We start from the raw sequence: 15222 nt of genomic DNA on the forward strand, positions 1-15222 counted from the left end.
CTAAAAAACTTGCAGGTTTATTATTTTGAAATAAGGGTTATATTAAGAGATCTACTCCAAAAATTGTTCAATAGAGGTCTTTGATGGTAATTTCCCATATATTATTATCATCACACTTTGTGGAACCTTATAATATATAATAAACGCAATTAAAACTATTGCAATTTGAACATTTATGATCCCATTGCTTTAGTTCTCTGTTACAATTTTTACACTTCCAGCCCGGATCAGGCAAAGCTTCTGAGCCCATCTTGTTTAGCCAATAAATTACCTTGTCGTGTTCTTGCAATGTAACCTTAAGTTGTATTACAATAAAGTAGATTGACATGTAATTAGCCTTTTTCATAGCAGTGTCTAAATATTGACTTGCAAGATCATATTTACCTGAACTCATTGAGGACAAAGCAAGTAAACAGTAACTAAAATAATAATCAGGGCGTAAGTTGTATAGTCTTTCAGCACCTTTACTATTTAAATTGATGTACATTTTAGCTGACTGAGGAGTAGGATTTACTGCATATTCTGCCTCTAGCACTGCAGAAGCTTTTCTGATTTTTCCAAGTTTAATATATAATTCTGCCTTTAAATAATTAATGGGCCGAAAAGTTGCATAATAACTTTGTGCTCTGAGTAAAGACTTTATAGACCCTTTAAAATCCCCTTTACTTTCATATTGTTTTGCCAAAGCACAATAAAAAACTGCAAACATTTCTTTATGGTCAAAGGGAAGAAAAATATTGAACTTAACTGCTTCCCTCAACTTCAAAATTGCATTAATCCAATCTTCTTTCAATATGCAATGTTCTATTTGAAAGGGAATAGATAGCATTTTATCATTAATTGAACTAGAGCAATATTCTATAAATTTTTGAAAGACTACTTTTTCTTGTTTGAGGTGAACAATCAGCTTATTGGCCAGAAGTAGAGCTAAGTTACGATTTTTATTTGCAATATTTGTTAAACCGTTACTGAAAAAGCTGTAATTTCCCGTCTTACCTGAGTTAAAGAGCTTTATTAAAGACAACCTATCGCTCTTCTCATTTAGACTTTTAACTACCTTTTGGGCATTCTCTATATTGTTTAAGTCTATGCTAAAGAAAGCTTCAAAGAGAAGCAATTCTTCCCTATCCCTTCTTCTATTTCTTATGTTGGCAAATGTTGATAAAATGGAGGAAAAAAAGCGTACAAGTGTAATTAATAAAAATAATAAAACTACACAAGTAAAAATAATGAAATATAGATCAATACTTATAGTGTAATTGCCTAATTCCAATTTTATTACTTCACCACTTACCTTGACCCATATGCCAAATAAAAACGAAAGAGCGAAAATTATAAAATAAATCATGAGATATATTGTAATAAGTGATGATATATTGTTGAAATATTCTTAGAAGCTACAATAAAACCATTCAATTTATTCAGCCATGGCTTGAATTCTGAATGCGTTAAATTGCTTACTGTAACAGTTATATTTTGCCAATCATTATCGTTTATTGACTCCTCAATTTCTGCAAATTTTGCCCTTAATGGGTCATTTTTATCTTGTATTCTAATCCAGTTTGAAATGATTTTTTTAGACAATGTACTTTTATTGTAGTTAATAACAGCAATGGTCTTCTCAAAAGATAACTTCAACTCACGTAAAGTATCTACCTCTTTCAAACTTTCCAATTCATTTACTGCATTTTCTATCTCTGGATCATCAAGCTCTGATATCAAAGGCTTTATTGAATTTATATGATTATCAAATTTTGCTTCTCGCAATAACGAATTCTTCATTTTAACTACAAGTAGCAGCAATCTTGCGAGGTTCTTATACCTTGAGCTACCATCACCTTGCTTACATTGAGTGTGCAGACCTCTCTTTAAGTCAAATATCTTTTTTTCTACCCTGGATTGATTAACTTCAAGTGACATTCTGAATTCATCTATTTTTTCCGTTAAAACATTTATATTGTCTTCGCTTTCTTGCTGACTTATTTTAAAAAAGATTATGTTATTTATTGTGATGTAACCGGTAAATAACAATACAATTAAGAACCAACCTATGTACTTTTGCTGAGTATCATTCATAACGTAGTATCTCCGCAGGATCTTGTGCAGCTGCCTGCAATGCAGGAGCAATTGTCGCTAAAAATGATAAGAGTAACGCAAGTGCAGAAATACTTACTACATCTTGAGGGACTAATATCACCGGTAAACTTGAAAAAAAGTATATCATAGGATCAAACAGCTTGACGTTAGTAATGTTTTCTAAAAACACTCTAATACTTTCGATATTGAGAGAAAAAACGACACCTATAATACAGCCAAGACAAGTTCCCGTAAAACCGATTAATAGACCGCAAGCACAAAATATGCGCATAATGCTTCCACTTGTTGCACCAAATGTACGCATAATTGCAATCGCGGATTTCTTTTCTTGCACTATCATCATTAAATTTGAGATAATATTAAACGCTGCTACAACTATAATCAAAGTAAGAATTAAAAACATCACATTTCTTTCAGTTTTTAAAGCACTAAAATAATGGCTTTGCTGTGATTGCCAACTTTCAGCTTTCATTCCTATTTCTTTTTCTATAGCATCTGCCAGCTTATCAGCTCTAGTAACGTCGTCTACAAGTACTTCTATATTTTTTATGCTATTTTCATAATTAAAAAAGGCTTGTGCTGATTTTAGAGGCATATATATCAAGGTATTATCATACTCAAACATACCCATATCAAATATTGCTATAACTTTATATTTTTTCATTCGCGGCATTTCACCAAGTAATGCATCAAATTCTTCAGATGATATAAACGTAATTTTGTCGCCATAGTCAACGTTCAAAGCTTCTGCCAATCGTGCTCCTATTATTATCCCTTCATCAAATTTTTTTACATCACCTATAATTACATTATTTGTAATGGTAGTACTATCAAGCAAATCTTTAGTTGACACACCTCGCACTACGCTACCTGCAATTTTACCATTTGCTACAATAATAACTTGATCATTGGTCATAGGAGTAGCTTTTAATATACCAGGAATTTTCTCAATAGATTTCGAAACTGTGCAGTAATCTGAATTTATGTTCCTATCAAAATAAACATTAATATGGCCATCAATGCCAAGTATTGAGTCAAGCAACTTTGCTCTGAATCCGTTCATCACAGACATCACCACTATTAGTGTTGCAACTCCAAGGGCAATGCCGATAATAGAGAACAAAGTCATTATAGAGCAAAATCTGGCATTTTTCGCTCGCAAATAGCAAGCAGCCATAGTAATTTCAAAGGCAATGGACATTACAAAATATTTTGAGGTTAAACATTATATTCTTGAAACTTCGTATAATTGTAGACTTTTCTTTATTTGAAAACTAGATATTTTTACTCCTTTAAATTTAGCAGACTTATAGAGTATCTTTAACATTAGAATTTCAAAATCTTCCATATACATCATCCAATCTCACTATATCATTATCAGATAAATGCTCTCCTATCTGAAATTCAACTATTTCAAGTGGAGAGCTTGTGCTTCTATTTTCAATCCTATGGGAAACTTCCCTTGGGATTTCTATCATATGGTCTTTTACTATAGCATATTCTTTGTCGCCTAAACTAACATACCCAACTCCCGATAGTACTATATGGTGTTCATCTCTATAGTGATGGAATTGCTTAGAAGTGCAGCTTAATGGATTTATAAAAAGATATTTTATAAGAAAATTTTCGCCTATTAAAATTATACTACAAAATCCCCATGGCTTGATTTCTCTTCTTATCGCTTTTGCTTTCTTAACCTTATTAATAAACGATATTAGGCTTTTGTTTGGTTGCTTATAAGCTCCACCCAATAAATTTTTATTACTTTCTGTCGTTGAAACTGGCTCTCTTTTTTTTGTTACATGTCGGAATGACGACGTAAACTTCTCACTCAATTCTAAAACTGAATTCCAAGTTCCAACATCCAGCCAATCGAAATTAGCTTCTATCATTGCAACGTTTTTTGCTTTTTCCATTACCAAGTAATCAATAGAGACGCCTTCAATTCCTGCAAAATCTCGTTGTTTTAAATACAGAAATCTCTCTTGCGGTGTGAAATGTTTCACACTTGCAAAACATAAATTGTAAAGATTCGGGGCAGATTTTTTGATCTCATCTATGTAGCGTTTTGCTTTAAACACAAATATTCCAGAGTTCCAGTAATGATCGTTGCTTAACTTACGCTCGGGTTTTTCTGTAAAATCTTTCACTATATGACATTTTTCTTTCTGATCATAAACTGCATTTATATAGCCGTATTCAGAATTGAATTCATGAGGCTTAACTCCAAACGTAACTATAGAGTTAGTTTCAGAAGCTAGCTGAGATGCTTTGTGAGCAGAAGCATAAAAATTATTCAAATCACCTATAAAATGGTCTGAAGGCAGAATTAACATTGTCTCGTTTTCATTGCAGAGAAGTGCAGCAATTAATATCGCCGCTGCTGTTCCAATTTTCACTGGCTCGAAAACCACTTTATATTCCTGTAATGCATGTAATTCCTCCATCACTAACGACTCATACTGTATATTTGTGGTGATTATGGGCGGCATATAACCACTTTTTAGCCTCAATAAAGTGTTCTGAAACATAGTATTCTGACTAAATATTTTCTGAAATTGCTTTGGCTTAGATAAAGGCCAAAGTCTGCTACCGCTACCACCACACAATATTACAGGGCGCATTTAGTTAAGAAAACTAATTAAATAATTAATATCTTATACTGAGGGTAAAATGCACGCAAGTTTTTGTTGTGGAATAGTTAAGATAGAGAGTAGATATTCAGCAGAGTAATGGCTAACTAGCGAGAAGATGATTGAATTCTTTCATCTTGCAATGAATTTCGTTTGCTTAGTACTTTATCAACATGAGAAGTGGTACTCTGATCGATAGTTGCTTTTTTAGACCCAGGTATCCTTTCATTGTCTTCATTTTGCAACTTCTCCTCTAAGCTTTTTTCAACACCTGGTTCTCTAGATTTATCTATACTTTCACTACTTTTATTCAGCGCCTTTTTTAAGTCTTTTTCAATACCTGGCCTTCTAGCGTCAAGCTCATCCCATGTGCCCACTATACTAAGTGGCTTATGATCCTTTTGCTCCGGCTTTAGCCTTTCTCCACCTTTAATAACATTAAAGTCACTTTTTGCTTCTTCCCAACATCCTTTCAATTGGTGTTTCCACATAGTTAAGTAAGCATCACCATACTTTTTCTTATCTGCTACAAACAATAAAATTGGAGCCTTAAGTATGGTAGCTACCATATTTACTGAATTTTTTACTGCCGCTGCAGGGGTGAACAAAAGATAGCCAAAAGACTTTGCAATTGGGTTTTGTTTGCTTATTAAATGCTCCCCTAACTTTATAGGAAGAGAAGTCAACAATTTAGTACAAACTTTAGCCAAGCTTGTAGCAAAAACGATAGGAACAGATATAAGACTTTTATCTAGCTCTAGATTACTATTCTGATCTCTAATTTCTGAAAAATGGGTGCTTAGCTTCTTGTAATCACTAGTATATAATAATTCTCCATTTCTTCCTTTTTCATCAACAACTTCCTGAACTTTACCTTCTTTATTTTTTACCTTTTTAGTTAGCACAGAAGAGTTAGTTAATTCAAACGGATATTGAGGATCCTTAGTTTTTTCAGCTTCAAAAATTGGCACGTGTTTTTTCAAATCCATTCTCGAAAAGCCTAATGGCTCAAAGTATGACTTATCTAACCAATCTATAGGAATTTGCTTACCCTGATTGTCTATATAATTGATAGTAAAATAAGATCTATCATTAGCTTTGGTAACTAAAGATAATCTAAAACTTGGTTGTTCTCCATTCTCATCTTTTTGACCATACAAAAGTTTATAGGTTGGATTTTTATCTTTATCCAGTATAGCATTTCCACGCATATCCTTGTTTTCTATGATTTTAGCAGACTGTACAATTTGATCATAATTTTTTGGATACTGGCATTTCCTTCCATCATACGTCATTACCTTTCTAAGGTCTTTGACATAAACTTGAGACTCAGATGAACTAAATAGATCCTTCACCTTTAGCGTAAGGTCTATTCCCCACTTTTTCAATGTCTCTAACATATTGCTAAACCAAAATCGCTATAGTTCAATGATAAAACTAGTACACTAATAATATATTAACACAGAATTGGCAATTTTACAAGAAAATATGCCTGTAGAAGACAAAGATTGTAAAAGCGAGGGTTATATAAGTAATGCTTGATAAGTACTTTATGCATGTAATTGTGAAAATCCTTATAGGCACACTGTGTATATAATCTTCGCACACCACCTGCATTCCAAGAACTGCGTGCCAAAAAATGCAAAACAACAATACAACAAAAAATAAAAGCTCTAGAGGATGATTAATAAATTTTTCACTAAAAGACAAAGAGCTATCGGTATAAAATGCGCAAGAAAATGAATAGATAAACCAAGGAAACAGGAACAGTAAAATTACCGCAGAAACACGCTGGACCCACCAATGATGTACTGAATTTCCAGATCGACTCATATAAACATAAATAAAAAAGCCATAGTAGAAAGAAGTAACGTTACTGTCAGCAGTATAGCACTCCTTGAAACGCCAGTAATTTCTAAATTAAGCCCAACATCCCATAATAAATGACGAATACCATTAAGAAAATGATATACAAAACTTATAAAACATAAGACATAAGCTAATTTAGCAACAGGAGTGAATAATAATGCATTTAAGTACCTTACTATAAGTAACTCAGGAAAGTAAACATGTAATATGAAATACCAAGAAAGTATCATTAATAAAAGGAATAGCAAGATACCAGTCAATCTGTGCATAATAGAGAAAAAACTAGTAACTTGTACTTTATATATTTGTAAATGTGGAGAAAGAGGCCTATCACTCATAAAATTCCGTTATTGGGAAATTAAAATAAAGTAGAAGTAAAGACAGCAGTATAGCACATAACAACACCATCATTAAAAATGGTAAGTTATGCGCAAAGCCCAAGGAGGTAATCCAGCTGCAGATTCCCCTACTGCTACCTTGTTACGACTTCACCCCAGTCACCGATCCCACTTTAAATAACTCCCTCCTTGCGGTTAGGTCGTTAGCTTCGAGTGAAACCAATTCCCATGGCGTGACGGGCAGTGTGTACAAGACCCGAGAACGTATTCACCGTGGCATGCTGATCCACGATTACTAGCGATTCCAACTTCATGTACTCGAGTTGCAGAGTACAATCCGAACTGAGATGGCTTTTAAGGGATTAGCTTAGCCTCGCGACTTTGCAGCCCATTGTAGCCACCATTGTAGCACGTGTGTAGCCCACTCCATAAGGGCCATGATGACTTGACATCATCCCCACCTTCCTCCAGTTTATCACTGGCAGTTTCCTTAAAGTCCCCAGCATTACCTGATGGTAACTAAGGATGAGGGTTGCGCTCGTTGCGGGACTTAACCCAACATCTCACGACACGAGCTGACGACAGCCATGCAACACCTGTGTGAAATCCGGCCGAACCGACCCTATCCCTTCGAATAGGTATAATTTCCATGTCAAGGAGTGGTAAGGTTTTTCGCGTTGCATCGAATTAAACCACATGCTCCACCGCTTGTGCGGGTCCCCGTCAATTCCTTTGAGTTTTAATCTTGCGACCGTAGTCCCCAGGCGGAATGTTTAACGCGTTAGCTGTAATACAGAAAGTAAACTTCCCATATTTAACATTCATCGTTTACAGCGTGGACTACCAGGGTATCTAATCCTGTTTGCTCCCCACGCCTTCGCGCCTCAGCGTCAGATTTGAACCAGATAGACGCCTTCGCCACTGGTGTTCCTCCTAATATTTACGAATTTCACCTCTACACTAGGAATTCCTCTATCCTCTTTCAATCTCTAGGTTAGCAGTTTTAAAAGCAGTTCCAAGGTTAAGCCTCGGGATTTCACTTTTAACTTACTAACCAGCCTACGCGCCCTTTACGCCCAATAATTCTGAATAACGCTAGCCCTCTCCGTATTACCGCGGCTGCTGGCACGGAGTTAGCCAGGACTTCTTCTGTGAGTACCGTCATTATCTTCCTCACTAAAAGAGCTTTACAACCCAAAGGCCTTCTTCACTCATGCGGCATGGCTGGATCAGGCTTTCGCCCATTGTCCAATATTCCCCACTGCTGCCTCCCGTAGGAGTCTGGACCGTATCTCAGTTCCAGTGTGGCTGATCATCCTCTCAGATCAGCTATAGATCATTGCCTTGGTAGGCTATTACCCCACCAACTAGCTAATCTAATATAGGCTCATCTAATAGCAATAAATTTTTCCCCCGTAGGGCGTATACGGTATTAGTTGCCGTTTCCAACAATTATTCCGTACTACTAGGTAGATTCCTATATATTACTCACCCGTCTGCCACTAAGTTATACCATAGCAAGCTACAATATAACTCCGTTCGACTTGCATGTGTTAGGCCTGCCGCCAGCGTTCATTCTGAGCCAGGATCAAACTCTCAAATTTAGACTTCAACCTATAAAAGGTTGAGGGTACATCGGATAAATCCGACAAAAAATAATTTAGCTTAATACTGCTGTCTTTATTTCTACTTTAGAAATATTTTAATCTCCAACTATTCAAACAACTTTGAGAATATTATTATGTGATATAATCACTATGTCAATATGTTTTTGCAAATCAAAAGCATTAATGTATAAATATATAACTATTTGGAATATTACCATGAAAAAATACATCTTTCTGCTTGCACTCGCACCAATGTTAGTTGGCATCACATTATACTTATTGCGCAACATTGATAACACAAAACAATCTATAACTGGGGGTGACAAGTTTTACGAAGTATTATTCTTTAAAAAAGATAATAAGCCGCTGCTAGAAGAAATAGATTCAAATTGGGGGTATTTAGCAAATTTTGAACACGCATTCAATCATATCTCAGATTCAATGCCAACAAACACAGCATCTATTTATAATGATTTGGCAGATGATAAAGATGCTCCTGATGTTTTGCGTGAGTTAGCACAATACTTAGAAGTAATGAGCTTACTTCACTCCAACGGTGAAAAAATAAATAAAGATAAAATTGATAATTTAGAATCAAGTGCAGTGTATCCTTATTCAAGCCAAGAAGCTATCGCTGTAGTAAAGATACATAATAACGACATTAAAGGTGCAACTGAAATATTGCGTTCCCTATTAAATGACAGAAAATGCCCTATCCTAATCAAAGCTAATGCACAAGAACTACTCAGGATATATGGAAGTTAACTCATTAGACTTTTTGTATAGTTTTTGGCAACAACCGTTAGAAAAGAAAAAACCTACTTGACAAACTCCGCCAGCCCCCTTATCATGAAACTGAAGGTATTCAGTTATCTTCATCTGTGCAGATTAAACAGCAAGAAAACAACGTAGTTGGCGTCTTATTTTTAATTTTTTGCACTATGTGCACCTTATGTCTTCACAACATTTCTAGGTTTTTGCCTATATAAGCTGAAACGCGCTTATAAGTCGTTTAAGACAGTATAGTACGCCAATTTGCAGGATTAGAGAGTGACAACTAGCTAACATGGGGTTTCTTTTGCCTTTTTTTCTGCTTAGTAAATTTCTTAAACATCTTAGCTAAGGTAAGTTGTATTTAAAAGCAGCTAAATTGCAGTGTTTAAGACTTAAAAAACGCCAATACTGAAAATAGACAATGACTAGGGCTTCTTTTGCCTTTTTTTTCGTTTGGTAAATTTCTTAACGTTTGTAGCTAAAAGAGCCCAAGAGAGGTGTCATCCCGCTGCTTGTTAGCGGGATCTATGTTAAGAGATACCGCGAATGAATCGCGGTATGACGTAGGAATGAATCGCGGTATGACGTAGGACTGCTGTCATCCCAGTGTCGGGGCACTGGGATGACAAAAAAGGGACTACTCGGATGACAAAAAAAGAGCACTGGGATGACAGGAGATACCGTCTTGTTAGTCAACAAAAAAATTATAAAAATTTCCCAAGTTGCATCATAAAATCAAAAAATACTTCCAATTGTGTAACAGTACACAGATTATAGTTAGTGGATATGTTGATAAGTAAATTAGTTTTATACGCACAAAACAGATGAAGTTTACTTATCAACATATCCACTAACCAACAACATTCAATAAATTTGTGTAAGATACCACTTTACATAAGATAGATAGGAAGCATTTTTGATTTTAAAGTACTAAACCTTCAGTCAACCTCCTAGCCCTGTAGTTTTTGATATGGTTAGGATCAAAAGCACTTTTGGATGTCAGAATACCGAAAATGATATGGAGTAGCTTACGCATTGCAGCACCAACGATGGCCATATTATGCTTACCCTTTTCCTTTAATCTTTGGCAAAAGCTCATAATGATAGGATTGTGATTCTTAGCTACTATGGCAGGAAAGAAAAGTGCCTTACGTAATGTTTGTGAACCGGATTTACTTAATCTGGGTTTGGCATATACAGAGGAACCTGACGTCATATTTCGTGGTATAACTCCTGTATATGCTGCCAATTGCCTGGCATCTCTAAAAACCTCTATATCAGAAACTTCAGCTAAAATAGCTATTGCTGATTCTTCTCCTATGCCTGGAATAGTCAATAGAAGTTGAAAATTTTCCAACAATTCTTTGTGTTGATTTAATAGTTCACGTACGGAGTTTTTTATTGTTTCTATTTTTTGAGCTATATTCATTGCAAGGTCTTCCCAAGCATTTGCAACTTCTTTAGGCAGTCTCTCTTTTTTTTCTAAGTGGTTATTTACTAATGTTAACTCATCTTTTAACGCAACTGAGCAACGATAAAGATGTTTTAATTTTTTCATTTCAGGAGAAGGTGGTGTCCAACTAGAAGGTTCCTGTCTTTGGCAATAATCAGCAATAACTTCTGCATCGGTCTGATCATTCTTTTGTCGTATCAGCTTACTCCTTGCATAAGATTTTATGCAATAAGGATTTACAACACTTACAAAATGTCCAGCATTGTGTAGAAATTCAGCCAGTGCTTCGCTATAACAACCAGTAGATTCCATGCAGGTTTTTACTTTTTCTACATTATGTTTGTGTAGAAAATTCAGTAGACTTTGAAACCCATGATCATCGTTCTTAAAGCTTCTTTTTCTAATTTCACGCTTTCCTTTTTTGCTTATAAATGAGAGAAAAACATCAAAGCGATCTTTTGATATATCTATGCCCAAAAAGTTGTTGATCATATATAACCCCATACGTTACCATTAAAAATGAAAAGTAAGGCTAGTCTTGTGAATACAGAATTAGAACCATTCAGGTCTTTCTACGATACCGTCCAGCCTATACTTTTGAGAAGGGAATTCTTATCTCCTCTACAGATTTTATATCTAAGAAGAAGCACAGAGTTCCTCCCTTCTCCACCTAATGCTTAAGCTTAAAACATTAGATGCTTTTGACAAGATACAAGAAGGGGCTACTCGGATAACAAGAAAGAGGCTACTCGGATAACAAGAAAGAGGCTACTCGGATGACACCCTGACAACCGTCATCCCGCTGCTTGTTAGCGGGATCTATGTTAAGAGATACCGCGAATGAATCGCGGTATGACGTAGGACTGCTGTCATCCCAGTGCCCAGACACTGGGATCCAGTTTTCCATATAATCTCATCGAAAATGTTGTAACCACTTTCTATGCTAGTTTGCTTGCTTACAAGCAAACTTTTCTGGATCCCAGTGTCGGGGCACTGGGATGACACCATTCTTTTTTCTGGATCCAAGTATTCAGGGCACTGGGATGACAAGAAGAGGGCACTGGGCCGTCATAAAGGAATCAGTTTCAGCTACTCGGATGACAAGAAGAAGGCTACTTAGATGACGGGAGAAGGAGCTACTTGAATGACATCGTTTACTATACAATGTTCGTACAATTAGTTGCCACCTGGATAAAAAAAAAGAAGCCTACTTAGCTAACAAATTTATAAACATCAGTATACAACTCATCAACGCTTGGTTCTTTACTATTTTTGGCAAAATCTTCCGACTTTTTTACTAAATCACGTACTTCCTTATCAATTACTTTACATTCTTCTTCTGAAGCAATTTTATTATCTATCATGTATTTCTTTAAAGTGCCTATAGGGTCATGATTTTGCTTCATATCTTCAACTTCTTCTTTTAAGCGATAAGTAGCAGGATCTGACATCGAATGGCCGCGATATCGATATGTCTTCATTTCAAGCAGGATAGGCCCTTTTCCGCTGCGTGTGTGTTCCGCTGCTTCGCTTGTAGCCGCATAAACAGAGAAAAAATCCATTCCATCAACTTGTTTTCCAGGAATACCAAAACTTTCTCCTTTTTTATATAGCTCAGTTACCAAAGTGGATCTTTCTACAGAAGTACCCATTGCATATCCGTTATTCTCTATAATATAAACTACAGGTAACTTCCATAAAGCTGCCATATTAAATGATTCATATGTTTGCCCTTGATTTACAGCACCGTCACCAAAATACGTGAATACCACGTTGTCTCTTTTCTTATATTTATTAGCAAATGCTATTCCTGTGCCAATTGGAACTTGTGCCCCCACTATTCCATGTCCGCCGAAGAATTTTTTTGCAACGTCAAATACGTGCATCGAACCACCTTTACCTTTCGAGCATCCTGTTTCTTTGCCAGTGAGTTCTGCCATTACAACATTTGGATCAGAATTACATGCGAGCATTAAGCCATGGTCTCTATAACTTGTGATAAAAGCATCACCTAATTTTGATGCAGCTTGAGTTCCAACTGCAACTGCTTCTTGCCCTATTGATAGGTGACAGAACCCACCTATTAATCCCATTCCATATAATTGTCCTGCTTTTTCTTCAAATCTGCGTATGAGTAGCATTTTCCTGTAGAATCCAATTATCTGTTCTTTAGTGAAATTTTCTGCTTTCATATCGATTTCTTTTTCATTAAACTAAAATAATATCAGAAATTTTTAACATTTTGTAATAAATCTCAATGGATTACTACCACTGGCTTGAAGCTTTTCACGTTATCTCCGCCATTATGTGGATGGCAGGTATGCTTTATTTACCCAGGCTTTATGTCTACCACGCAACTGTAAAACCGGGATCGGAAAATGATAGCTTGCTTCAAACAATGGAAAAGAGGCTACTTAGATATATCATAAACCCTGCAATGCTTTTCTCACTTGGTCTTGGAATCACATTAATGGTTATTAGGGAAGCATATCGTGAAGGATGGTTTCATGTAAAAGCATTTGCAATACTTTTGATGTTAATTGTTCATATGCTACTTGCAAAATATAGGAAAAATTTTGCAATGGGTTCAAATGAAAAAAAACACGTTTATTTTCGTGTTTTAAATGAAGCAGTTACAGTATTGATAATAGTTATAGTTATTATGGTTGTTGTAAAACCTTTTTGACTGACCTTACCCAGAAAAAGCAGAAAGCTCAGCTACTCTTCTATTTTCATTTTTGACTTTTTTGAAAATAACATAAGCTAAAGTTACTGAGGTTTACCAATGATTTTTACAGGGATACTGGTGAAGTCGAGTTGCAATAGCTGTGTGCTTGACATTGGGATCCAATTTTATAAAAATCTATTGTGCTAGCAAGTTCACTAGCGTCACGCGCTGGTCTGTTAGACATTTAATGTGATTATATGTAGGGTTTTGAAAAAGACATACCAAATATGAAAGGCCTATATATTAAAACTTACGGCTGTCAGATGAACGTTTATGACTCCGTTTTAATGGAAAATATAATTAAACCTTTGGGGTTCAACGTTGTTAGTGATGCAGAAAAAGCTGATTTGGTGATACTGAACACTTGTCACATTAGAGAGAAGGCAGCAGAAAAGCTTTATTCTGAGCTCGGGAAGATTCATTCGTCACGAAAAGAAATTACTATAGTGGTGGCTGGATGTGTAGCGCAAGCAGAGGGAGAAGAAGTATTCAGAAGGGCTCCTTTTGTTGATATTGTTGTTGGTCCGCAGAGTATCGCTACCTTACCGGAGCTGATAGTCAAAGCAAGCAGAAGTAAAGGTCATGTAATAAACACTGATTTTCCTGAAGTTGCAAAGTTTGATAAATTGCCAGATGAATGCTATGGCAATAGCCAGGGGTCTTCTGCGTTTCTTGCCATACAAGAAGGTTGTGATAAATTTTGTACGTTTTGTGTAGTACCATATACTCGTGGAGCTGAGTATTCACGGCCAGTGAATGAAATATTTCGTGAAGCATTGAAATTAGTTGCAAATGGGGCGAAGGAAATCAATTTGCTTGGTCAGAACGTCAATGCTTACCATGGGAAATGCGAAGGGGAAGTGTGGGATTTAGGCAAATTAGTTAGTCATATTGCTAAAATTGAAAAGCTAGAGAGGATTCGTTATACAACTTCTCATCCAAGAGATATGCATGAATCTCTCTACTTGGCGCATGCGGAAGAGCCAAAACTCATGCCATTTATTCACCTGCCTGTGCAGTCAGGTTCGAATAAAATATTGCACGCGATGAACAGAAAGCACACTGCAGAGGAGTATTTGGAAATAATAGACAGATTTCGCAAATTGAAACCTGAAATCGAATTTTCTTCTGATTTTATTGTTGGTTTTCCTGGAGAAACCGAAAAAGATTTTGAAGAAACTGTAAAATTAGTAGAAAAAATTAGATATGCTCAGGCTTATAGCTTTAAATATAGCCCAAGACCAGGTACACCAGGAGCAGAAATAAAAGATCAAGTACCAGAAGAGGTTAAAACAGAACGCCTTCTTCGTTTACAGAAATTAATTAGTAAGCAACAACTTGAGTTTAACCAGAGTATGGTAGGCAAAACTATACCTGCTTTGTTCAGTGATAAAAAAGGCAAACACCAAAACCAAATTATTGGTAAAAGCCCATATATGCAATCAGTGTGCATTGATGATCCTGAAGGTAAATACAGGGACAAAATAGTAAACGTGAAAGTGTTGGAAGCTCGGCAGAACAGTTTGTTGGGGTGTGGTGCAGGATAGCTCTGTTGGACATCCGTCAGAGAATTATTTTGATTGAGAGAAAGTACCCCTATAGAACAAGATAGAAGTACTTCACGTAGTTTATTTCAAGTTTATCAACTATAGCTAAAGTAATTTAGGCTTACCGACAACCGTCATCCCGCTACTTGTTAGCGGGATCTAGAGATACCGTGACG

At 35.9% G+C, this 15222-nt stretch carries 15 protein-coding genes and 1 rRNA gene; 4 read left to right on the top strand and 12 right to left on the bottom strand.

The genetic code is table 11. The features are described from left to right. Positions 1–127 precede the first annotated feature (127 nt). From OOK84_RS03305 to OOK84_RS03340, 8 genes are all read right to left on the bottom strand, one after another. Positions 128–1348, bottom strand: a complete 1221-nt coding sequence (locus tag OOK84_RS03305) for a heme biosynthesis protein HemY (protein WP_264732517.1) — start codon at positions 1346–1348, stop codon at positions 128–130. Continuing rightward, positions 1345–2076, bottom strand: coding sequence for a hypothetical protein (locus OOK84_RS03310; RefSeq protein ID WP_264732519.1), 732 nt, complete (start codon positions 2074–2076; stop codon positions 1345–1347). The genes OOK84_RS03305 and OOK84_RS03310 overlap by 4 nt, the downstream gene beginning before the upstream one ends. Further along, a complete protein-coding gene (locus tag OOK84_RS03315) occupies positions 2069–3298 on the bottom strand; it encodes a lipoprotein-releasing ABC transporter permease subunit (RefSeq protein WP_264732521.1) in 1230 nt (409 codons plus the stop codon). Before OOK84_RS03315 ends, OOK84_RS03310 begins: the two co-directional genes overlap by 8 nt. A gap of 133 nt (positions 3299–3431) precedes the next feature. Beyond that, positions 3432–4721: a sugar phosphate nucleotidyltransferase gene (locus tag OOK84_RS03320; protein ID WP_264732523.1), complete on the bottom strand. Its 1290-nt coding sequence runs from the start codon at positions 4719–4721 to the stop codon at positions 3432–3434. 116 nt (positions 4722–4837) lie between these two features. Beyond that, positions 4838–6130, bottom strand: coding sequence for a hypothetical protein (locus OOK84_RS03325; protein WP_264732525.1), 1293 nt, complete (start codon positions 6128–6130; stop codon positions 4838–4840). Between the two features lie 76 nt (positions 6131–6206). After that, positions 6207–6563 carry a succinate dehydrogenase, hydrophobic membrane anchor protein gene (gene sdhD / locus OOK84_RS03330; RefSeq protein WP_264732527.1) on the bottom strand — a complete coding sequence of 119 codons (357 nt, stop codon included), beginning with the start codon at positions 6561–6563 and terminating at the stop codon, positions 6207–6209. Next, positions 6560–6937, bottom strand: coding sequence for a succinate dehydrogenase, cytochrome b556 subunit (sdhC, locus tag OOK84_RS03335; protein WP_010963112.1), 378 nt, complete (start codon positions 6935–6937; stop codon positions 6560–6562). Before sdhC ends, sdhD begins: the two co-directional genes overlap by 4 nt. Positions 6938–7037: 100 nt before the next feature. Next, positions 7038–8541 (bottom strand): 16S ribosomal RNA (locus tag OOK84_RS03340). 153 nt (positions 8542–8694) lie between these two features. Between OOK84_RS03340 and OOK84_RS03345 the strand changes: the two genes are divergently transcribed. After that, the gene (locus tag OOK84_RS03345) at positions 8695–9309 is read left to right on the top strand and encodes a hypothetical protein (protein ID WP_264732529.1); all 615 of its coding nucleotides are present in this window, start codon (positions 8695–8697) and stop codon (positions 9307–9309) included. A 534-nt stretch (positions 9310–9843) separates the two neighbouring features. On the opposite strand, the gene OOK84_RS03350 is transcribed toward OOK84_RS03345, so the two are convergent. The 3 genes from OOK84_RS03350 to OOK84_RS03360 form a co-directional block, all read right to left on the bottom strand. Beyond that, positions 9844–10017, bottom strand: a complete 174-nt coding sequence (locus OOK84_RS03350; RefSeq protein WP_264732530.1) for a hypothetical protein — start codon at positions 10015–10017, stop codon at positions 9844–9846. Positions 10018–10240: 223 nt separating this feature from the next. Then, on the bottom strand, positions 10241–11263 hold the full coding sequence (locus tag OOK84_RS03355) for an IS110 family RNA-guided transposase (protein ID WP_264731025.1): 1023 nt from the start codon (positions 11261–11263) through the stop codon (positions 10241–10243). 327 nt (positions 11264–11590) lie between these two features. Next, the gene (locus OOK84_RS03360) at positions 11591–11776 is read right to left on the bottom strand and encodes a hypothetical protein (RefSeq protein ID WP_264732356.1); all 186 of its coding nucleotides are present in this window, start codon (positions 11774–11776) and stop codon (positions 11591–11593) included. Here OOK84_RS03360 and OOK84_RS03365 point away from each other — a divergent pair. Beyond that, positions 11770–11895, top strand: coding sequence for a hypothetical protein (locus tag OOK84_RS03365; protein ID WP_264732532.1), 126 nt, complete (start codon positions 11770–11772; stop codon positions 11893–11895). The two genes, OOK84_RS03360 and OOK84_RS03365, sit on opposite strands and share 7 nt — an antisense overlap. A gap of 87 nt (positions 11896–11982) precedes the next feature. Here OOK84_RS03365 and pdhA read toward each other — a convergent pair whose 3' ends face one another. Continuing rightward, positions 11983–12963, bottom strand: a complete 981-nt coding sequence (gene pdhA, locus OOK84_RS03370) for a pyruvate dehydrogenase (acetyl-transferring) E1 component subunit alpha (RefSeq protein WP_253302779.1) — start codon at positions 12961–12963, stop codon at positions 11983–11985. Between the two features lie 65 nt (positions 12964–13028). On the opposite strand from pdhA, the gene hemJ reads away from it, so the two are divergent. Continuing rightward, positions 13029–13457, top strand: coding sequence for a protoporphyrinogen oxidase HemJ (hemJ, locus tag OOK84_RS03375; protein ID WP_264732534.1), 429 nt, complete (start codon positions 13029–13031; stop codon positions 13455–13457). Between the two features lie 269 nt (positions 13458–13726). Beyond that, entirely contained in the window at positions 13727–15046 is a 1320-nt protein-coding gene (gene miaB, locus OOK84_RS03380; protein ID WP_264732535.1) for a tRNA (N6-isopentenyl adenosine(37)-C2)-methylthiotransferase MiaB, read from the top strand. Positions 15047–15222: the final 176 nt, after the last annotated feature.

Origin of the sequence: Wolbachia endosymbiont (group A) of Sphaerophoria taeniata, assembly GCF_947250735.1 — a bacterium.
In the GTDB taxonomy this organism is placed as follows: Bacteria; Pseudomonadota; Alphaproteobacteria; order Rickettsiales; family Anaplasmataceae; genus Wolbachia.